The organism is Actinophytocola oryzae (assembly GCF_004364325.1).
Lineage (GTDB): Bacteria > Actinomycetota > Actinomycetes > Mycobacteriales > Pseudonocardiaceae > Actinophytocola > Actinophytocola oryzae.
In genome coordinates, this window is the sequence record NZ_SOCP01000007.1 from 389,583 (window position 1) to 410,487 (window position 20,905).

General features: G+C 72.2%; 7 protein-coding genes. 4 read left to right on the forward strand and 3 right to left on the reverse strand.

The genetic code is table 11. The features are described 5' to 3' along the window. Positions 1-138: 138 nt before the first annotated feature. Positions 139-3,030 (forward strand): helix-turn-helix transcriptional regulator, encoded by a 2,892-nt coding sequence (locus CLV71_RS21505; RefSeq protein ID WP_208297659.1) that lies wholly within the window; start codon positions 139-141, stop codon positions 3,028-3,030. Between the two features lie 56 nt (positions 3,031-3,086). Here the strand turns inward: CLV71_RS21505 and CLV71_RS21510 are convergent, their stop codons facing one another. From CLV71_RS21510 to CLV71_RS21520, 3 genes are read right to left on the reverse strand one after another with little or no spacing between them, the layout of a single operon-like run. Continuing rightward, entirely contained in the window at positions 3,087-4,388 is a 1,302-nt protein-coding gene (locus CLV71_RS21510; protein ID WP_133904599.1) for an acyltransferase domain-containing protein, read from the reverse strand. Beyond that, on the reverse strand, positions 4,385-6,700 hold the full coding sequence (locus tag CLV71_RS21515; protein WP_133904600.1) for a lantibiotic dehydratase: 2,316 nt from the start codon (positions 6,698-6,700) through the stop codon (positions 4,385-4,387). Before CLV71_RS21515 ends, CLV71_RS21510 begins: the two co-directional genes overlap by 4 nt. Positions 6,701-6,743: 43 nt before the next feature. After that, positions 6,744-6,980 carry a phosphopantetheine-binding protein gene (locus CLV71_RS21520; RefSeq protein ID WP_133904601.1) on the reverse strand — a complete coding sequence of 79 codons (237 nt, stop codon included), beginning with the start codon at positions 6,978-6,980 and terminating at the stop codon, positions 6,744-6,746. A gap of 192 nt (positions 6,981-7,172) precedes the next feature. Here CLV71_RS21520 and CLV71_RS21525 point away from each other — a divergent pair, with 192 nt between their 5' ends. Genes CLV71_RS21525 through CLV71_RS21535 form a run of 3 tightly spaced genes read left to right on the forward strand, consistent with a single transcriptional unit; the run spans position 7,173 to position 20,868 of the window. Next, entirely contained in the window at positions 7,173-10,328 is a 3,156-nt protein-coding gene (locus tag CLV71_RS21525) for a non-ribosomal peptide synthetase (RefSeq protein WP_133904602.1), read from the forward strand. Further along, positions 10,325-16,963 (forward strand): non-ribosomal peptide synthetase, encoded by a 6,639-nt coding sequence (locus CLV71_RS21530; RefSeq protein ID WP_133904603.1) that lies wholly within the window; start codon positions 10,325-10,327, stop codon positions 16,961-16,963. Before CLV71_RS21525 ends, CLV71_RS21530 begins: the two co-directional genes overlap by 4 nt. Then, positions 16,960-20,868 carry a non-ribosomal peptide synthetase gene (locus CLV71_RS21535; protein ID WP_133904604.1) on the forward strand — a complete coding sequence of 1,303 codons (3,909 nt, stop codon included), beginning with the start codon at positions 16,960-16,962 and terminating at the stop codon, positions 20,866-20,868. Before CLV71_RS21530 ends, CLV71_RS21535 begins: the two co-directional genes overlap by 4 nt. Positions 20,869-20,905: the final 37 nt, after the last annotated feature.

Below are 20,905 nucleotides of genomic sequence, written 5' to 3' on the forward strand. Positions count from 1 at the left end.
CCGAACCGTTGCGGCGTAGGGCAACGGTTCGGTGGTCCGGTCGGTCTTCCGCGTGGCAGTGGGCGAGCCCCTTCGTCGTCGGGCCTCTCACGCAGCGGCGCAGTACCATTACTTCTCGTGTACCACGGATCGACAGCCATGATCGGGCGCGATCGGGAGCTGAGGACCGTCGGGACCGCGCTGGCACGGACGATGAACGGCCAGGGGGGAGCGGTGTTCATCGCCGGTGATGCCGGCGTCGGGAAGTCCCGCCTCTTAGCCTCGATCAGCGAGGAGGCCTACGCGGCAGGCATGAGCCTGATGCGGGGCCGCGCCAGCACCATCGGACCGACGACCCCGTTTCGCCCACTGACCGAGGCCATCCTCTACCTGTTGCGCGCTGACCGGATCGACCCGGCCGCGCTCGGCCCGTACGGGCCCATCCTCGGCCGCGTCGTGCCCGGGTGGGGCGACCCGGCCGCCGGCCACGACGGCGAGTCGCTCGTCGTGCTCGCGGAGGCGATGCTGCAGCTGACGGGACTGACCGGCCAGAGCAGGGGCTGTCTGCTCACGCTCGACGATCTGCACAACGCCGACGCCGAGACGCTCGCGGTGCTCGAGTACCTGGTCGACAACGTCGACTCGCAGCCGACGCTGGTCGTCGGCGGCATCCGGGAACGCGACAGCACGGCCTACACGCTCGCGCGCACCGCCGCCCAACGCGGCCGGTGCACGCTGATCGAGCTGGACCCGCTGAACGAGGACGAGCTGTGCCGGATGGCCGCCGCGTCGCTCGACGTGCCCGCCGAGCAGGTGCCCGCGGACGTGATGGCGCTGCTGTGGGCGGGCAGCACCGGCAACCCGTTCATGGCCGAGGAGATGCTGCGGGTCATGCTCGACGACGAGGTCATCGTGCGCACCGGCGACACGTGGACCCTCGCCGTGGAGCCGGACAACGCGACGCTCGGGCTCGTCGGCCCCCTCGCGGGCCGCGTCGCGAACGTCGGCGCGCAGACCCGTGAGGTGCTCTCGGCCGCGGCGACGTTCGGCACCCGGTTCCCGCTCGCCGTCATCCAGCTCGTCACCGGGCTTTCCGACCAGGTGTTGCTGAGCCTGCTACAGGACGACCTCGCGAGCAGGCTCGTCACGATCGACGAGCAGACCGCCGACTGGTACGCCTTCCACCACCAGCTCTCCCGCGACGCGGTGCTCGCACAGCTCGACCAGTCCGAACAGGCGCGGCTCGCGGGCAGGATCGCCGACGCGGTCGACACCGTCCACCCGGACCACCCCGGCGAGTGGTGCGAGATCGCGGCGCGGCTGCGACTCGAGGCGGGCGACCGAGTCGCGGCGGGGGAGCTGTTCGCGGAGGCGGGCAGGCGCGCGCTCGCCATCGGCGCGGCGTCGTCGGCGGTGTCGCTGCTGGAGCGGGCGTGGGAGCTGCTGGCCGAGGCGCCGCAGTCGCGGGCGGAGGCGTTCGAGCAGCTCGTGCTGGCGCTGGCCGAGGCCGGTCAGGTGGAGCGCGCGCTGGCCGAGATCACGGGCCTGGACCAGGTCAGCGGCCTGCCGCCACGCAGGCGGGCGAACCTGCACACGCGGCTGGCGTGGGCGGCGGCCGTGGCGGGCCGGATCGACGAGGCGATGCGGCAGGTGGAGGTCGCCCGGGTGCTGCTCGGCGCGGACGCGCCCGCGGAGGACCTCGCGCCGGTCGACGTGGTCGCCGCGCACCTGGCGCTGGACCAGACGGGCGCGGACCGGTTCCCCGACGCGGAACGCATGGCGCGGCAGGCGGCGATGGTGGCGGAGACCGTGCCGCTGCCGGTGGTGGCGTGCCAGGCGTGGCAGCTGCTGGGCGCGATCGTGCGCCACCGCGAACCGGACGAGGCGACGCGGTGCCTGGAGCGCGCCAACTCCCTGGCCGTGCGCCACGGGCTGCCGATCTGGGAGATCCACGCGCTGATCCGGCTGGGCAACGACGACGCGCTGCGCACCGCGGACACGACCCGGCTGGAGCAGGCTCGCGTCAAGGCTGGTGCGGTCGGTGCCGTGACCGCCCGGTACCAGGCGGAGTCGAGCATCGCGCTGCACCTGATCCTGCGGGGCGAGTACGCGGAAGCGCGGTCGATCATCGACCGGGTGCTGGCGTCCACGGGGCGGTTGAAGCTGCTGGAGACGACGCGGTACGTGGCGCTGCTGCGGGCGGTGCTGGCCGCGCACGAGGGCGACCGCGACGCGATGGCGGCGGCCCTGGGGGTGTTCGAGCACTGGGGCGGCAACCTGACGCTGCACGCGCCGAGGGTGCACGGGCTGGCCGGGGCGTTCTGCGCGCTGCTGGACGAGGACCGCGAGCTGGCGCATGACGAGCTGGCACGTGCGGTGAGCAGTGCGGACAGCGGGTCCAGCGTCTACTACCTGTCGGGCAGACACGGGCTGGACGTCCTGTTGCGGGTGCTGTCGGGGCAGGCGGGCTGGCCGGAGTACGAGGCGGTCGCGAAGGATCCGGCGAGTGCCCTGCGCTGGGACCGGCAGTTCACGTCGTTCGCGCACGCCGTGCTGCTGGGCCGGTTCGGCGGCGCGGCCGACGCCGTTGCCGCGATGGACGACGCGCTGGCACTGGCCGAACCGTTCGAGATGAGCCGCCATCTCGGGTTGCGGCTGGTCGCGGAGGCGGCACTGGCGGACGGCTGGGGTGATCCCGCGGCCTGGCTCCGCGAAGCCGAGGGCTACTTCCACGGCCGGGACGTGCGTGCGGTGTCGGCGGCGTGCCGTGCGCTGCTGCGGAAGGCGGGTGCGAAGGTCCCGCAGCACCGCACCGGCGCGGACGACATCCCGGTGGAACTGCGGACAGCGGGCGTGACGGTCCGGGAGTTCGAGGTGCTGGGACTGTTGGTGGGGCGCCTGGGAAACCAGGAGATCGCCGCACTGCTGCACCTGTCGCCCCGCACGGTGGAGCGGCACGTGGGGAACCTGAAGACGAAGACCGGGCTGCCGAACCGGATCGCACTCGGCGAGTTCGCGGCGGAGTTCGTGGCGGACACGGTCGACCCGTAGCCGGCGACGACACCGACCCGGGACAGGACGAGTCCCGGGTCGGCGCCGCTCGCGGGTCAGGCCGGTCGGCCGGCCAGACCTGGCACGGGGTCGTCCAGAGCGCTGGTCCAGTCGACCCGGACGCCGTGCGTGTGCGCCTTCGCCACCGCCGTCAGGAACCGGCTCTGGTCGCCGTCGTACTTCCTCGACGTCGCGATGACCGTCGGGTCCTGCTCGCGGAGGGTGTTCGCGATCGCGGGCGCCAGGATCGGGTGCGGGCTCGTCTCCACGTACGTGCCGTGGCCGTCCGCCCACAGGGCCCTCGTCGCCTGTTCGAAGTGGACGGTCTGCCGCAGGTTGCGATACCAGTACTCCGTGCCGAGCACACTGGTGTCGGCCAGCAGGCCACCCGTCACCGTCGAGTAGAACGGCGTCCTGGCCTGCCTCGCCCGCACACCCGCGAGGTCACGGCTGAGCCGGGCCTCGATCCGCTCCACCGCGGGCGAGTGCGACGCGTAGTCCACGTTCACCTTCCGGACGGTCACCTCCTCCGCCGACCCGAGCAGCGACGCCTCCAGTTCGGCCAGCGCCTCCGTCTCACCCGCCACCACGGTCGAGCCGGGGCTGTTCACCACCGCCACCGCGATGTGCCGTGACCACGGCGCGATCCGCGACGCCAACTCCGCCGCGGGCAACGAAACCGACACCATCCCTCCCGTGTCCGACAGCTCCGACAACGCCTGGCTCCGCAACGCCACGATCCGCGCCGCGTCCGCCAGCGACAACGCACCGGCCACGTGCGCCGCCGCGATCTCGCCCTGCGAGTGACCGACGACCGCGTCCGGTTCGACACCGTACGAGCGCCACAACCCCGCGAGCGCCACCATCATCGCGAACAGTGCGGGCTGCACGACGTCGGTCCGCGCGAACGGCGTCGGGTCCGGGGTCGTCAGCACGTCGTGCAGCGACCAGTCCACATAGGAGCCGAGCGCGTCCGCGCACGCATCGAGGTGCGTCCGGAACACCGGCGACGCCGCGTACAGGTCCCTGCCCATGCCGGGCCACTGCGAACCCTGACCGGGGAACACGAACACCACCCCGCCCGGCTCCACCGGACCGGCCTGCGTCAGGTTCCTGGCCTGTTCCCCGGCAGCCAGCGCGGCCAGCCCCGCCAGGAACTCCTCGCGCCCCGAGCCGACGAGCACGGCGCGGTGCGCTAGCGCAGGCCCACGGGCCAGACCGCGGGCAAGACGGGGTGGGTCCAGTGACGGCAGGGACGCCACGAACCCGTGCAGGCGGGCGGCCGCGGCCCGCAGACTGGTGTCCGACTCCGCCGACAGCAGCCACGGGACGACGGCCCTCTGGTCGGTGCCCGTCATCGCGTCCGCTCCTGGGTGTCGTCCACGGCCACGAACCGCAGCTCCGAGGTGTACCGGTTGCCCGTGCCGTCGGTCAGCCACGTCTGCTCCGGGCTGGGCAGCATCTCGCTGATCGTCACGCGGCCGGACGGGTCGTCCCGCACCAGCCTGCGCACGGCCTTCGCGAAGATGTTGACGTACACGGGACTGTCGAAGTCCACGTAGAACGGCCGAGGCTCCGTAGGGGAGACGACGAACACGAACCGGGGCAGCCCCAGCGACTCGCGCCACTGGCGGGCCCGGACGTACCGGCGCGCCTCGCTCTTCTCGTTCGCGAAGTCCATCGTGGACGGTTCGAACCGCCACGTCTCCCGCGTCACGACCATGCGGTCGATCGTGACGCGCGGGAAGTAGTCCGCGTCGGCGGGCACGATCCGGAACAGGTCCAGCGCGAGCACGGTCATCGCCTGGGAGAAGACGTCGATCACGTCGAAGACGGCGCCGTCGGGCAGCACGGCCACCAGCTCGCCGTCCCGGTCCTCGACCCGCACGTCCGCGCTCGCGACCGTCCTGGCGCGCTCCGGGTCGGCGCTGGCGTCCGCGAGCGCCACGTTGTAGTCCTGGTCGCGGACCAGCGCGTACCGGGTGCGCAACGACAGCCGCGCGCGGCTCGCCTTGGGCTGCAACGGCATCAGCCGCGGCGTCGGGTGGTCGGCGTCGATGAGCGACAGCAGCTCGGCCCGGTCGGGGTGCTGGTGCACGAACAGCGACGCCCCGAGCGTGTTCATGGCGATGTGCATCTCGCCGATCGCGACCTCGTAGTCACCGCGGTTCACCGCGTCCGCGTCGTCGGCCACCACCATCATGTCCGGGCACGCGTACCGGGCCGTCGACCACTGGTGGCCCGTCTCGCCGAACGCCTCCCGGACCCGGTCCGCGATCTCCGCACTGGTCAGCCTCACCCGCCGGGCGCCGGGCGCCGGCTGCAGGATCGACTCCCAGTGCTTGCAGAACAGCCGGTGGATGTCGGTCGCGTCGGCGACGGCCTCGCCGTGTGTCATGCCGATGCACGCGAACCACAGCGTCGACAGGTCCAAAGTAGACTGACCGGCCTTGGCCGCCTGCTTGTCGAAGATGCCGCGCATGTGCTCGCGCACGTGCTCGGTCAGGGTCGAGGTCACCCAGTTCGCGCTGGACAGCAGCAGGTCCAGCGGGCCGAGCGCGTCGAGCAGGTCGGTGCCGAGCCGGACGCGGGTCGAACGGCGGCTGTCGGAGTAGATGACCGCGCGGGACGTGCTCGTGCCCTGGCCCTTCTGCCGCTGCGCGGCCGTCTGTGTCAGCTCGGTGAAGTCGTTCTCGAGCGCCTCCATCGCCGCGGTCAGTGCCGCCGGGTCCCCCAGCGACGCGCGCACGCGGTCGCGTCCTGCCTCGAGGACGCCCAGGCGGGCGAGTGCGGGGTCCCGGAGCGCGGGATCACCGATCCGGTCGAGGATCTCCCGCAGCCGCCGCTCCGGGTAGGTGTCGGCGGGCACCTCGAGCTGCCACACGATCCAACGGCGCTTCACCAGCCCGTCCAGCACCGCGGCCACGTCCACCCCGGCGCCCAGCTCGCGCTGGAGGTCGCGGGCCGGGCGCACGCCGTCACACAGCTCGAGCACCCGCCGCTGGACCGGGTCGACCGCGCGGGGCCGCAGGCCGGGCACGGCGATCTCGTCACCGAGGATCCGCACGAACGGCATCCGCGTGGGTGCCACCCACTCGCGGACCGCCGGGTCGTCGCTCACGGTCCTGGCGAGCGCGTCGATGGCCCAGCTCGCGAAGTACACGTTCTGCTCGGCGATCAGGCCGTCGTCCTCGTGGTCGAACTCGACGCCTCGGACGGAGTCGTCCCAGCTGCCCCAGCCGACCGGGCCGAAGAAGCCGATGGTGTCGTTCTTGACGCAGAACCGCTGCCAGTACTGCGCGACGAACTCCTCGCGCTGGCGGGCCATGCTGGGCCGCTTCCCCAGCTCCGGCTCCCACTTCAGGAACGGCTCGATGCCCGACTTCAGCACCGCCCGGTTCTGCCACGCCACGGCGGCCTGGAACATGGGCTGTGCCGCGATGTCGAGCAGCGCCTTCGACATCTCCAGGGCCGAGGCGTCGAACAGCTTCTCGAACTCCTGCCACGCGGGTCCGCCCAGCTGCCTGCCCTCGGCGAACTCCGCCGCGGCCGCCGCCAGCTCCTCGGGCGCGAGCCGCAGCACCCCGTCGGCCGGGAACCCCGGGCCGCGCAGGCCGAACTGGTCCCAGAACCGCCACTTCCCGACCCGCGGTGCCGACGCGTCGTTCATCTCCGCTCTCCGTTCGTTCGGGGCCGTGCGCACAGCAGGCCGGTCAGTCAAGGTCGTCGACGGCGGATGCCAGGTCGGCCGGGGTGGGGCAGGCGAACACGAGCGCGATGGGGACCTCGACGTCGAGCGCGGCGGTGAGCCGCGTGACGATCTGGAAGGCCACCATCGAGTCCCCGCCCGCCTCGTAGAAGTCGCTGTAGGGCCCGAGCTCGTCGCGGCGGAGCGTCTCGCGGTAGGTGGACACGACGAGGTCGAGTACGTCGGTGGTGGCGCTGGTCATGGTTCCGTCCTCCCGAAAACCGTTGAACTACACGGGAAGGAACGTATGGCCGGGGGCGGCGGCCACGGCAGGGGCAAAGGTGACCACCCCGGCCGTGGCCGGAACTGCCCAGCTGGCAACGGGTCCGTCCGCTGACACGCTGGGAACCGCCAGAGAAACCTGACCCCGGCGCCGAACTCGGTGGAGACCAGCATGTCGATGACGATCAGCTCGCCCGTCGGTCACACGCGGGTGGACCGCACCCCGTTGTCGTTCGCCCAGCAGCGTCTGTGGTTCCTCGACCAGCTGGAGCCCGATGGTGACGAGTACCTGATCCGCCGCGCCCTGCGCCTGAGCGGCCCCGTGGACGTGACCGCGCTGCGGGTGGCGCTGTCCGGGGTGGTGGCCCGCCACGACGCGCTGCGCACCCGGTTCGCCGCCGGTGAGGACGGCCGCCCGTACACGGTCGTCGGCCCGCCCGCCCCGGTCCCGGTGCGGGTGGTCGAGGTGCCCGCCGCCGACGTCGACACGGTGGTCAACGCCACAGCGGTGGCACCTTTCGACCTCGCCGCCGGACCGCTGCTGCGGGCGGTGCTCGTCCGGTCCGGACCCGAGGACGCGGTGCTCGTAGTGTGCCTGCACCACATCGTCTTCGACGGCCTGTCCGAGCCGGTCCTCGCCCGCGAGCTGGGGGTGCTGTACGCGGCCGCCACCGGCGACCCGTCGGCCGTGCTGCCGGAGGTGCCGGTCCGCTACGCCGACTACGCGGTGTGGCAGCACCGGCGCCTCACCGACGAGCGCCAGCGGATGCTGCTCGACTACTGGCGCGACAAGCTCTCCGGCCTGCGACCGCTGCAACTGCCGACGGACCGGCCGCGCAGGGCCGTCCGCGGCACCGCGGGCGACGTGGTCGGATTCACCATCCCCGCCGAGACGCTCCGCCCGCTCGCCCGCACCGCGGGACGGGCCGGTGCGACCCTGTTCATGGCTCTGCTGGGCGGTTTCCAGGTCATGCTGTCCCGCTACAGCGGACAGGACGACGTCGCCGTCGGGACCGCGGTCGCGGGCCGCACCCTGTCCGGCACCGAGAACCTCATCGGGTTGTTCGTGAACAGCCTGGTGCTGCGCACGGACCTGTCCGGCGATCCCACGTTCGCCGAGCTGCTCGGCCGCGTCCGAGACACCGCCGTCGGCGCCTTCGGCCACCTGGACCTGCCGTTCGAACGGCTCGTGGAGGAGCTCGCCGTCGGGCGCGACCTGTCCCGCAACCCGCTGTTCGACGCGATGCTGGTGCTGCAGAAGAACCCGCCCGGCTCCGCGTGGCGGCTCGCGGGGGTCGAGGTGGAGCAGTACCCGCTCGCCGCGCCCGACTCCGAGACCGACCTGACCCTGCACCTCACCCAACAGGACGACGGCAGCGCGGTCGGGCGGCTGTACTTCAGCACCGACCTGTTCGACCGGTCCACTGTGGAGCGGATGGGCGAGCACCTCCTGGTGCTGCTGGACGAGCTGGCCCGGCAGGCGGATGTCCCGATCTCGGCGGTCAGCATGATCCCCGCCGTCGAGCGCGCGCGGGTCCTCGTCGAGTGGAACGACACGGCGGGCCCCTTCCCGGCCGGGAGGCTCCTCCACGAGCTGGTCGCCGAACGGGCCGCGACGCACCCCGACGAGCCCGCGGTCGTCGGCGGCGGTATGGTGCTCACCCACGGCGAGCTGGACGAGCGCGCCCGCCGCCTGGCCCACCGCCTCCGCGACCTCGGCGTGCGGCCGGGAGTGCTGGTCGGGGTGTTCCTGGAGCGGTGCCCGGAGCTGGTCGTCGCGCTGCTGGCCATCCTCAGGGCGGGTGGTGCGTACGTGCCGCTGGATCCCGAGCACCCGGCCGACCGCATCGGGTTCGTGCTCGACGACACCGCCGCACGACTCGTGATCACCCAGGAGGACCTCGCCGACCGCCTGCCCGCCACGACCGACCGGCTGCTGGTCGACGCCGACTGGCCGACCGTGGCTACCTACCCGGCGACCGAGCCCGCACCTATCGCCACCCCGAGCGACCTCGCGTACGTCATCTACACGTCGGGCTCGACCGGCCGCCCCAAGGGTGTGATGGTCGAGCACGAGGGGATCGTCAACTACCTCGCCGGCATGCAGCACGACTTCCCGCTGCGGCCCGGTGACGCCTTCCTGCAGGCCACGCCGCTGACCTTCGACGTGTCGGCCTACGAGATCTTCTGGCCGCTGTGGCAGGGCGGCACGGTCGTGCTCGTCCCCGGCGCGACCCGGCTGGACATGGCGCACGTGTCGTCGCTCATGCGGGAGCACCGGGTCGTGGGCCTGCACTTCGTGCCGAGCCTGATGGACGTGTTCGCGAACGAGGCGGACCCGGCGGACTGCGCGGCGCTGCGGTACGCGTTCTGCAGTGGCGAGGCGCTGCCGCGCACACTGGTGCGGCGGTTCGCCGAGCGGTTCACCGGCGACCTGGTCAACCTGTACGGCGCCACCGAGGTCTCGGTCGACACGACGTACTGGCGTGCCGAGCCGGACACCCCGGTGCTCGCGGGCCGCCCGATGCTCAACCAGACCGTGTACGTGCTGGACGCGGCGCGCAGGCCCGTGCCGGTCGGTGTGGTGGGGGAGGTCTACCTCGGGGGGCTGTGCGTCGGGCGCGGGTACTGGAACCGGCCGGAGCTGACCGAGGAGCGGTTCGTCCTGGATCCCTTCCAGCCCGGCGGCCGCCTGTACCGGACCGGTGACCTCGGCAGGTTCACCTCCGACGGGCAGCTGGACTTCCTCGGCCGCGCCGACACGCAGGTGAAGCTGCGCGGGGTGCGGATCGAGCTGGGGGAGATCGAGGCGGCGCTGCTGTCCGATCCGGACGTCGGCGCATGCGTGGTCGTGCTGCGGCAGGACCAGGGCGGCGACAAGCACCTCGTCGCGTACTGCGTGGGTGACGGCGAGTTGGACACCGTGGCGGTGCGGGAGCGGTGTGCCGGGCTGCTGCCGTCGGTGATGGTGCCCGCGGTGTTCGTGGCGCTCCCCGAACTCCCGTTGACCTCCAACGGGAAGGTCGACCGAGGACGGCTGCCCGAACCCGACCTTGCGCGGGTGGTGACCGGTGCCGTGCACGTGCCTCCCGGCGACGAGGTCGAGGAGGCCATCGCCGGGGTGTGGGCCGACGTGCTCGGTGTCCGCGACCCCGGTGTCCACGACGACTTCTTCGCGTCCGGCGGCCACTCGCTGCGCGCCGTCCAGCTGGTGAACCAGGTGGAACGGCTCACCGGCGTCCGCATCAGCCTCCGGGCGCTCTTCCTCACGCCGACGATCGCCGGCGTCAAGTCCCAGCTGCTCGCGATGATCGAGGACCAGTCATGAACGACGCCCAGTCCCTGCTCCTGTCCCGCATCCGCGGCAGGCGGAACGACCACCTGCCGCGCCGGGACCCGTTCCTGCCGGTGCCCTTGTCCTCGGCCCAGCGCGGGCTGTGGTTCCTCGACCGGCTGGAGCCGGGACGCGGCGACTACGTCGTGCCGATCGCGCTGCGGGTGACCGGGGACCTGGACGTGCCCGCCCTGCGGCACGCGCTCACCCGGCTCGTCGCCCGGCACGAGGTGCTGCGCACCCGGTTCGTCGCCGACGACACCGGCAGGCCGTGCCAGGTCGTCGACCCGCCGGCACCGGTGACGGTCGCGGTCGAGGACGTCCCCGAGGCCGAGGTCCGCGCCCGCGTCGACGCCATCGCGGCCGAGCCGTTCGACCTGGCCGCCGGGCCGCTGCTGCGGGCCGTGCTGGTCCGCGCGGACACGGACACGCTTGTGCTGTGCCTGCACCACATCGTGTTCGACGGTTGGTCCGAGTCGGTCCTGGCGCGGGAGCTGGGTGCGCTGTACGCCGGGGAGGGCCTGCCGGAGCTGCCGGTGCAGTACGGCGACTACGCCGCCTGGCACGACGAGCAGCTCGGCACCGACCGGATGCGTGGGCAGCTGGAGTACTGGCGCACGCGCCTCGCGGGCCTGGCGCCGTTGCAGCTGCCCGCCGACCGGCAGTGCCAGGCCGCCGGTGTCACCGGTGGTGACGCCGTCCGGTTCACCGTGCCCGCCGCGACCGTCACCGCGTTGCGTGCCGCCGCCGCGACCGTCGACGCGAACCTGTTCATGGCCGTGCTCGGCGCCTACCAGGTCCTCCTGTCCCGCTACTCCGGGCAGACCGACCTCGCGGTCGGCACCCCGGCGGCGGGGCGCAACCGTACGGAGACCGAGAACCTCATCGGCCTGTTCGTGAACAGCCTGGTGCTGCGCACGGACCTGTCCGGCGACCCGTCCTACGCCGAGCTGCTCACGCGGGTCCAGGAGACGGCGCTGGCCGCGTACGACAACCAGGAGCTGCCGTTCGAGCGGATCGTCGAGGAGCTGGCGCCGCGGCGGGACGTGGGCCGCAACCCGTTCTTCCAGACCACGTTCGTGCTGCAGACAGCCGGGGAGACCCAGCCGTGGCAGCTGCCCGGCGTGACGGTCGAGCGCACCCCCGTCTCGGGCGGTCTCGGCAAGTTCGACCTGAACATGACGCTCCGCGAGACCGCCGAGGGCGCGCTGACCGGCTACGTCGACTACCCGGTCGCCCTGTTCGAGCGGGCCACCGTGGAGCGGCTGGTCGGCCACTTCCGGACGTTGCTGGCGCAGCTCGCCGAGAGGCCCGCGGCACCGCTGTCGGAGGTCTCGCTGCTCGGCGAGGACGAACGGTTCCGGATGGTCGTGGAGTGGAACCGGACCGAGGGACCGTTCCCGAGCGGGCGGACGATCCACGGGCTGCTGGCCGAGCAGACCGCCGCACGGCTCGACGAGCCCGCCGTCCGCTACGGCGACGAGGTGCTGACGAACGCCTCGCTGGACGCGCGGGCGTGCCGGCTCGCCCACTGCCTGCGGGAACGCGGGGTCGGGCCGGACGTGATGGTGGGTGTCTTCCTCGACCGCACCCCGGATCTGGTCGTGACGCTGCTGGCGATCATGAAGGCGGGTGGCGCGTGGGTGCCGATGGACCCGGAGTACCCGGCCGACCGGCTCGCCTACCTGATGGCGGACACGGCCGCACCGCTCGTGATCACCCAGACGAGCCTCACCGACCGGCTGCCCGAGCACATCAACCGCCTTGTCGTCGACCAGGAGTGGCCCGCCATCGCGCAGTACCCGGCGCACGAGCCGGAGCCCCTCTCCGGGCCGCACGACCTCGCGTACGTGATCTACACGTCCGGGTCGACCGGCAAACCCAAGGGTGTGATGATCGAGCACGAGGGTGTCGTCAACTACCTGCACTGGTGCGCGCGGAACTACCCGCCTGCCGGTGAGGCGGGGACGCTGCTGTACTCACCCGTCGCGTTCGACCTCACGGTCACGGCGTTGTTCCTGCCGCTGCTGCAGGGACTCCCGATCGACATCCCGGTGCCGCAGGACGGCGAGTCCGCGTTCAGCGCCGCCGTCGAGGTGCTGCTGTCGGGGGCGTCGGTGAGCTTCCTCAAGATGACGCCGTCGCACGCCGAGCTGCTCGTGACCTCGGCGGAGGCGGCGGACGTGACCCTCAACGTCGGCACCATGGTGCTGGGTGGGGAGGAGCTGACGGCCGACCTCGCACGCCGGATCCTCGCGGTGTGCCAGCCGGACTGCGCGATCTTCAACGAGTACGGCGCGACGGAGTGCTCGGTCGCGAACGTCATGTCGGAGACCCGGCACGTGGACGCCGACATGACCGGCCCCGTCTCGGTCGGCGGCCCCATCACGAACACGACCGCCTACATCGTGGACGCGCACAACCGGCCGGTGCCGATCGGCGTGGCGGGAGAGGCGTTGCTGGGCGGTATCTGCGTGGCACGCGGCTACCTCAACCGTGAGGAGTTGACCGCCACCCGTTTCGTGGAGCTGGACCTCGGCGATGGTCCACAAAGGCTCTACCGGACCGGTGACCTCTGCAAGTGGCTACCGAGCGGCGAGATGGAGTTCATCGGCCGCATCGACAACCAGGTCAAGCTGCGGGGCTACCGCATCGAGCTGGGCGAGATCGAGGCCACGTTCATCGACCACCCCGCCATTTCCGGCGCCGCCGTGGTCGTCCGCGAGGACACCCCGGGTGTCAAACGCCTGGTCGCCTACCTCGTCGGCACCGACATCCCGAGTCCCGACGACCTCAAGGCCCACGCCGCACGCACCCTCCCCGCCTACATGCTGCCCAACGCGTTCGTCACTCTCGACACGCTTCCGTTGACCCCCAACGGAAAGGTCGACCGCGCCGTACTGCCCGCACCGGCCGTCGAGGCCGCCGACCACACCCCGCCCCGCACCCCGGCCGAGCACCTCGTCGCCGGCATCTGGCGGGACGTCCTCGGCGTCACCGAACCGGGGGTGCACGACGACTTCTTCGACCACGGCGGCCATTCGCTGCTCGCGATCAAGCTCACGACCAGGCTCGGGCGTGAGCTGGGCGTGGACGTCCCGCTGCGGGTGGTCTTCCAGGCGCCGACGATCGCGGAGCTGAGCGACCTGCTGCCCCGTCTGCACGCCGCCACCGAGGACACGATCCCGCCGGCGCCGCGCCACCCGCTGGTGCCGCTGCCGCTGTCGCCGGCGCAACGCGCGCTGTGGTTCCTCGACCAGCTGGAGCCGGGCCGAAGCGACTACGTCGTCCCGATCGCGCTGCGGATCACCGGTGACCTGGACGTGGTGGCCCTCGAGACGGCGCTGACCCGCCTGGTCGCCCGGCACGAGGTGCTGCGCACCCGCTTCGCCGCCGACGACACCGGCCGCCCCTTCCAGGTGGTCGACCAACCGTCCACGGTGGACGTGACAGTGGTCGACGTGGACGAGGAACACGCCCCGGCCCGGATCGCCGCGGCCGCCGCGGCGTCGTTCGACCTCACCGAGGGCCCGCTGCTGCGCACGGTCCTCGTCCGCACCGGTCCCGGGGCGGCGACGCTGGTGCTCTGCCTGCACCACATCCTGTTCGACGGCTGGTCCGAGGCGATCCTGGCCCGCGAGCTGCGCCACCACTACGCCGCCGCCACCGGTGGCACGGTCGGGACACTGCCCGAACTACCCGTCCAGTACGCCGACTACGCCGCCTGGCAGCACGACCGCCTGGCCACCGACGCACTGCGGGCGCAGCTCGACTTCTGGCGCGGCGAGCTGTCCGGCGTGGCGCCGCTGCGGCTGCCCACCGACCGGCCACGCCTGGCGAACCGGTCCCCGCGGGGTGACGTCGTCGGCTTCACCGTCCCGGCGGCGACCGTCACGGCCCTGCGGGAGATCGCCACCGGGAGCCGCGCGAGCCTGTTCATGGCTCTGCTGGCCGGTTTCCAGGTGATGCTGTCGCGCTACAGCGGGCAGGACGACATCGCGGTCGGCACCCCGATCGCGGGCCGCGGGCAGGCCGAGACGGAGAACCTCATCGGCTTCTTCGTGAACAGCCTGGTGCTGCGCACGGACCTGTCCGGCGACCCGACCTACGCCGAGCTGCTCGACCGGGTGCGGGACACCGCCCTCGCCGCCTACGACCACCAGGAGCTGCCGTTCGAGCGGATCGTCGAGGAGCTGGCACCGAGGCGCGAGGTCGCCAGGAACCCGTTGTTCCAGGCCATGCTCGTGCTGCGCACCAGCGGCGAGGCCCAGGCGTGGGAGCTGCCCGGCGTGGACGTCACCCCGGTGCCGGTCGACGGCGGACTCGGCAAGTTCGACCTGAACCTGACCCTCCACGAGACCGACGACGGCGGGCTCACCGCGCAGCTCGACTACCCCGCCGACCTGTTCGACCGCGCGACGGTCGAGCGGATGGGCACCCACTTCGCGACGCTCCTCGGCCACCTCGTCACCGACCCGGCCGCGCCCCTGTCGGCCATCCCCATGCTCACGGCCGCCGAACAGGAGACGCTCACGGCGTGGGAGGTCGCCGCGGGTGCGCGGGTGCTCGACGCCGCCGGACGGCCGGTGCCCGTCGGGGTGCCCGGCGAGCTGGTCCGCGACGGGGCACGCACCGGCGACCTGGTGACGTGGTCGCCCGCCGGTGAGCCGCGGTTCGTCTGCCGGGTCGAGCACGTGGTGACGGTCCACGGCGAGCGGGTCGGGCTCAGCGACGTCGACGCCGCGCTGGCCGCCCACCCGGCGGTGACCGCCGCCGCCACCGCCGTCCACGACGGTGAGCTGGCCGGCTACGTGACCGGTACACCGGACATCGACGACCTGCGCCGGTTCCTCGGCGACCGCCTGCCCGCGGTGATGGTGCCCTCGGCGTTCGTCACCCTGCCGGATCTGCCCCGCACGAGCACCGGCACGGTCGACCGCGCCGCGCTACCCGCCCCGACGGCGGAACCCACGCACGCGGAGCCGCCGCACAGCGCCACCGAGAAGGTCATCGCCGACATCTGGCGCGAGCTGCTCGACGTGCCCGAGGTCCTGGTGACCGACAACTTCTTCGCACTCGGCGGCGACTCGATCATCAGCCTGCAGGTCATCGCGAGGGCCAGGAAGTTCGGCATCCAGCTGACCCCGAGGATGTTCTTCCAGCACCAGACCGTCGCCGCGATCGCCGCGAACGCGCGCTCCACCGGCTCCGTCCTCGCCGACCAGACCAAGATCGTCGGCGACGTGCCGCTCACCCCGATCCAGCACTGGTTCTTCGCGCTGGGCATGGCCGAACCCGCCCACTTCAACCAGGTCGAACTGCTCGAGACCGACGGTCTCGACGGCGAGGTCCTGGCACGTGCGCTGGCGGCACTGGCAGACCACCACGACGCGCTGCGCCTGCGGGTGGTCCGCGGTGACGACGGCCGGTGGCGCCAGCACCTCGCCGAGGACCCCGGCCCCGCCGTCCTGACCTGCCACGACCTCTCGGGGCTGGCGGAGGACGCCGTGTGGCCCGAGATGAAGCGGATCGCCGACGACACCCAGCGCGGCATGAACCTCCTGGACGGGCCGGTCATCCGCGCCGCCCTGTTCGACCTGGGCGGCCACGGGCAGCGGCTGCTGATCGGCGTGCACCACCTGGCGGTCGACGGCGTCTCGTGGCGCATCCTCCTGGAGGACCTGGGCACGGCCTACGGCCAGGCGGCGCGGGGCCGGTCAGTGCTGCTGCCCGCCAAGACCACGTCCGTGCGCACGTGGGCGGAGAAGCTCGTCCGCTACGCACGGTCGCCCGGCGCGCTCGCGGAGCTGGGGTACTGGACCGCGCAGGCCGCGGGCCGACCGCTGCCGAGAGACCACGACGGCGCGAACACCGAACGCTCGGCCGCCACCGTGCGCGTCGAGCTGACCGAGGACGAGACGACCGCGCTGCTGCGGGACGTGCCCCGGGCGTTCCACACGCAGATCAACGACGCGCTGCTCACGGCCGTCGGCACGGCGGTGCACGCCTGGACCGGCGACGACGCCGTCGCCATCGGCCTGGAGGGCCACGGCCGAGAGGACCTGTTCCCCGACGTCGACACCTCCCGCACGGTCGGCTGGTTCACGAGCGTCTTCCCCGTCGCCCTGACCGGCCTCGCGGAGGACGACCCGGCGATCCGGCTCAAGGACGTCAGCGAACAGCTGCGCGCGATCCCGCACCGGGGCATCGGCTACGGCGTCCTGCGCTACCTCGGTGACACGCCGACGCGCCACGCACTCACCCACCCGGCCCCCGAGGTCAACGTCAACTACCTCGGGCAGCTGGGCGCGGACGTGCCGGGCATCGGCCGCCACGCCGCCGCGGGTGAGCCGAGGGGCCGGTCGTTCAGCGACGCGGGCACCCGAAGGCACCTGCTGGACATCCTGTCGGCCGTCGAGCGCGGCCGGCTCGGGATCGACATCTCGTACTCCACCGAGATCCACGACCAGGCGACCGTCAGCCGGTTCGCCGACCACATCACCGGGAGCCTGCGCGCACTGCTCGACATCGTCACCCAGCGGAACGACGGCGCGGGCACGGCACAGGTGCCGCTCGCGGAGCTGGAGGCGGACGAGCTGGCCGCGATCATGAGGAGGTTCGGCGCATGAGCGCGAACGTGGAAGACGTCTACGGCCTGTCGCCGATGCAGTTCGGCATGCTCTTCGACTCGCTGCGCGACGGGGAGGGCATCAGCCCGTACCAGGTGCAGATGGTCGAGGAGATCACCGGCCCGCTGGACGACCTGGCCTTCCTGGACGCCTGGCAGGCCCTGGTCGACCGGCACTCCGTCCTGCGCAGCGCGTTCCTGTGGGAGGAGGTGTCCACCCCGGTCCAGGTCGTGCAGCGCACCGCCGACCTGCCACGGGAGGCGCTGGACTGGCGCGAGCACGACGCCGGGACCCAGGACACGATGCTGCGCCGGCTTCTGACCGACGACTGGCAGGAGGGTTTCGACCTGGCACGGCCGCCGCTGCTGCGGGTGCGGCTGGTCCGCACGGCCGACGAGGCACGCACGGTCGTGTGGTCGTTCCACCACCTCCTGCTCGACGGCTGGAGCATCCAGGTGCTCAAGAAGGAGCTGTTCGAGATCTACGAGGCCGCGCTGCGCGGCCGGGAACCGGGGCTCGCGCCCGCGACCCCGTACGTCCGGTACGCGACGTGGCTGCACGAGCAGCCCGCCGAGCCTGCCCGCGAGTTCTGGCGCGGGTACCTGCGCGGCATGAGCGAGCCGTCCGAGCTGCCGGTCCGGCACAGCGCACGACGCGGTGTGGACGAGCACGTGCTGGTCCTCGACCCCGAGCAGTCCCAGCGCGTGCGCGGGTTCGCCCGCGAGCAGCGGGTCACGGTCAACACGGTCGTGCAGGGGGTGTGGTCGGCACTGCTGTCGCGCTACACCGGCCGAGAGGACGTCCTCTACGGCGCCACGACGTCCGGGCGGTCCATCGAGCTGGCCGGGGTCGACGCGATGGTCGGGCTGTTCATCAACACCCTGCCCGTGCGGTCCCGTGTGGACGGCCGGGCGAGGGTCGCGGACTGGCTGCGGGACCTGCAGGTCGAGCAGATCGAGCTGCGGCAGTGGGAACACACGAGCCTCGTCGAGGTGCGGGAGTGCGCCGAGATCCCGCACAGCAAGCCGCTGTTCCAGTCGATCCTCGTGTTCGAGAACTACCCGGACCTGGCCGGTGCCGACACCCTGGCGCTGCGGACCGTCGGGTGCGTCGAGCGCACCGGGTACCCGCTCACGGTCGTCGTGTCCGCCGGCGAGGTGGTGGACGTCAGGTTCGCCTACGACCGCGCGCTGTTCGACGCGGACACGATCTCGCGGCTGGCCGGGCACTTCGCCGCACTGCTGGCCGGTTTCGTGGCCGCCCCGGACGCGGCGCTGGCGGACGTGCCGATGCTGGGCGAGGACGAGCTGTCGCGGATGGTCGTCGAGTGGAACGACACCGCGGGGGAGTTCCCGAGTGGACGGACGATCCACGGTCTGCTCGCGGAGCAGGCATCGGATCGTCCCGCGGTGATCTGCGGCGACGTGGTGCTGTCCGGTGTGGAGCTGGAGGCACGGGCCTGCCGCATGGCCCACCACCTGCGTGAGCGCGGGGTCGGGCCGGACGTGCTGGTCGCGGTGTTCCTGGACCGGTCGCCGGACCTGGTCGTCACACTGCTGGCGATCATGAAGGCCGGTGGCGCGTGGGTGCCGATGGATCCCGACTACCCGGCCGACCGCCTCGCCTACCTGGTCGAGGACACGGCCGCGCCACTGGTGGTCACGCAGCAGAGCCTCGCCGACCGCCTGCCCGCGGGAGCCGCGAAGGTCCTCGTCGACGAGGAGTGGCCCGCCATCGCGGCGCACCCCGCCACCGAGCCCGAGCCACTCGCCGGGCCGCACGACCTCGCATACGTGATCTACACGTCCGGTTCGACCGGCAAACCGAAGGGCGTGATGATCGAGCACGAGGGTGTCGTCAACTATCTCCACTGGTGCGCCCGGAACTACCCGCCTTCGGGGAAGATCGGCACGCTGCTGTACTCGCCGGTCGCGTTCGACCTGACCGTCACGGCGCTGTTCCTGCCGCTGCTGCAGGGACTGCCGATCGTGATCCCCGTGCCGCAACCGGGGGAGTCGGCGTTCAGCGCCGCCACCGAGGTGCTGCTGTCCGGTGCACACGTGAGCTTCCTCAAGCTCACGCCGTCACACGCCGAGCTGCTCGTCACCTCCGCCGAAGCCGCCGACGTCACCCTCGACGTGCGGACGATGGTCCTGGGCGGGGAAGAGCTGACGGCCGACCTCGCCCGCCGGATCCTCGCGGTGTGCGAGCAGGAAACGGTGATCTACAACGAGTACGGCGCGACCGAGTGCTCGGTCGCGAACGTCATGTCCGCCACCAGCCAGGTCGCCGACGGCGCCACCGGTGGGGTGGATGTCGGCGGCCCCATCACGAACACGACCGCCTACATCGTGGACGGGCACAACCGGCCGGTGCCGGTCGGTGTGGCGGGGGAGGCGTTGCTGGGTGGGATCTGTGTGGCCCGCGGTTACCTCAACCGGGAGGAGCTGACGGCGACACGGTTCGTGGAGCTGGACCTGGGTGACGGTCCACAAAGGCTGTACCGCACGGGTGACCTGTGTCGTTGGCTGCCCGGCGGCGAGATGGAGTTCATCGGCCGCATCGACAACCAGGTCAAGCTGCGGGGCTACCGCATCGAACTGGGCGAGATCGAGGCGACGTTCATCGACCACCCCGCCATCACGGCCGCCGCGGTCGTGGTGCGTGAGGACACCCCGGGCGTGAAACGCCTGGTCGCCTACCTCGTCGGCACGGGTATCCCCGACGTGGACGAGCTGAAGGCCCACGCGGCACGCACGCTGCCCGCCTACATGGTGCCCAACGCGTTCGTCACCCTCGGCACGCTTCCGTTGACCCCCAACGGAAAGGTCGACCGCGCCGCACTGCCCGCGCCGGCAACCGAGGTGACGCACACCCCGCCGAGCACCCCCACCGAACAGGTCGTCGCCTGCGCCTGGCAGGACCTCCTCGGCCTGCCCACGGTCGGCGTCCACGACAACTTCTTCGACCTGGGCGGCCATTCCCTGCTCGCGATCAAGCTCGTGACGCGCCTCGGCCGCGCGGGCCGACCCACGACGCTGCGGCAGGTCATGGCAAACCCGACCATCCACGAACTCGCCGCCGCCCTCGACCGGACCGGCGACGAGCACGGCGGCCTGGTGACCGAGGTACGACCGACCCGGCCCACCGACGCCGAACCGCCCACGTTGTTCTGCGTCCACCCCGGCGGCGGCCAGGTCCACTCGTACCAGAAACTCGCCGACGCGCTGCGTGGCCGCTACCGCCTCCTGGGCGTGCAGGCCGCCGGACTCGCCGAGGGAGAGCAGGCCATCGACGACGTGCGTGCCATGGCCGAGCGCTACTGGAAGGAGATCGCGAACGTCGCGCCCGTGGGGCCCTACCGGCTGCTCGGCTGGTCCGCGGGCGCGGTCATCCTCCACGAGATGGCCGCCATGCACCCCGACCAGGTCGAGGCCGCCTACCTGCTCGAGCCCGCCGTCACCGGACCCGACCGCGAGGCCCGGTTCGAGGCCCTCGTGGCGACGTTCGGCCGGGCCGAGTCGCTGTGGCGGCGCGGCCAGACCGAGACAGGCACGGCACGCGCCACCACCGAACGGGAGCTGAGATCACTCGCCGGCCCGATGAACATCCCCGTCGAGTCGGTGAACCTCGACGAATGGCTGCCGTTCACGGTGCTGCGCGCGGAATCCCGAGCCCTGGGCACCTATCGCGCGCCGGTGTCGACGGCACCGGCGACGCTGGTCGTGAGCGACGAGATCCACCGCGACGGGCAGGAACTCCTGCCCTCCGGTGACCGCGGCGAGTACCTCGCCCACTGGCACGGTCTCTACCCCGGAGGACTGCGGATCGTCGAGATGCCCGGCGGGCACTACGACATGATCGGCACCACCGGTGTGTCCACAGTGGCCAGTGCCATCGAGTGATGGCGGAAATGACCGGCGACCGGTGGTCAGAAATCCC

Bases quoted from the DNA above. Each gene is read 5' to 3' on its own strand.
- CLV71_RS21505 (WP_208297659.1), top strand. From the start codon at position 139: ATGATCGGGCGCGATCGGGAGCTGAGGACCGTCGGGACCGCGCTGGCA.
- CLV71_RS21510 (WP_133904599.1), bottom strand. From the start codon at position 4,388: ATGACGGGCACCGACCAGAGGGCCGTCGTCCCGTGGCTGCTGTCGGCG.
- CLV71_RS21515 (WP_133904600.1), bottom strand. From the start codon at position 6,700: ATGAACGACGCGTCGGCACCGCGGGTCGGGAAGTGGCGGTTCTGGGAC.
- CLV71_RS21520 (WP_133904601.1), bottom strand. From the start codon at position 6,980: ATGACCAGCGCCACCACCGACGTACTCGACCTCGTCGTGTCCACCTAC.
- CLV71_RS21525 (WP_133904602.1), top strand. From the start codon at position 7,173: ATGTCGATGACGATCAGCTCGCCCGTCGGTCACACGCGGGTGGACCGC.
- CLV71_RS21530 (WP_133904603.1), top strand. From the start codon at position 10,325: ATGAACGACGCCCAGTCCCTGCTCCTGTCCCGCATCCGCGGCAGGCGG.
- CLV71_RS21535 (WP_133904604.1), top strand. From the start codon at position 16,960: ATGAGCGCGAACGTGGAAGACGTCTACGGCCTGTCGCCGATGCAGTTC.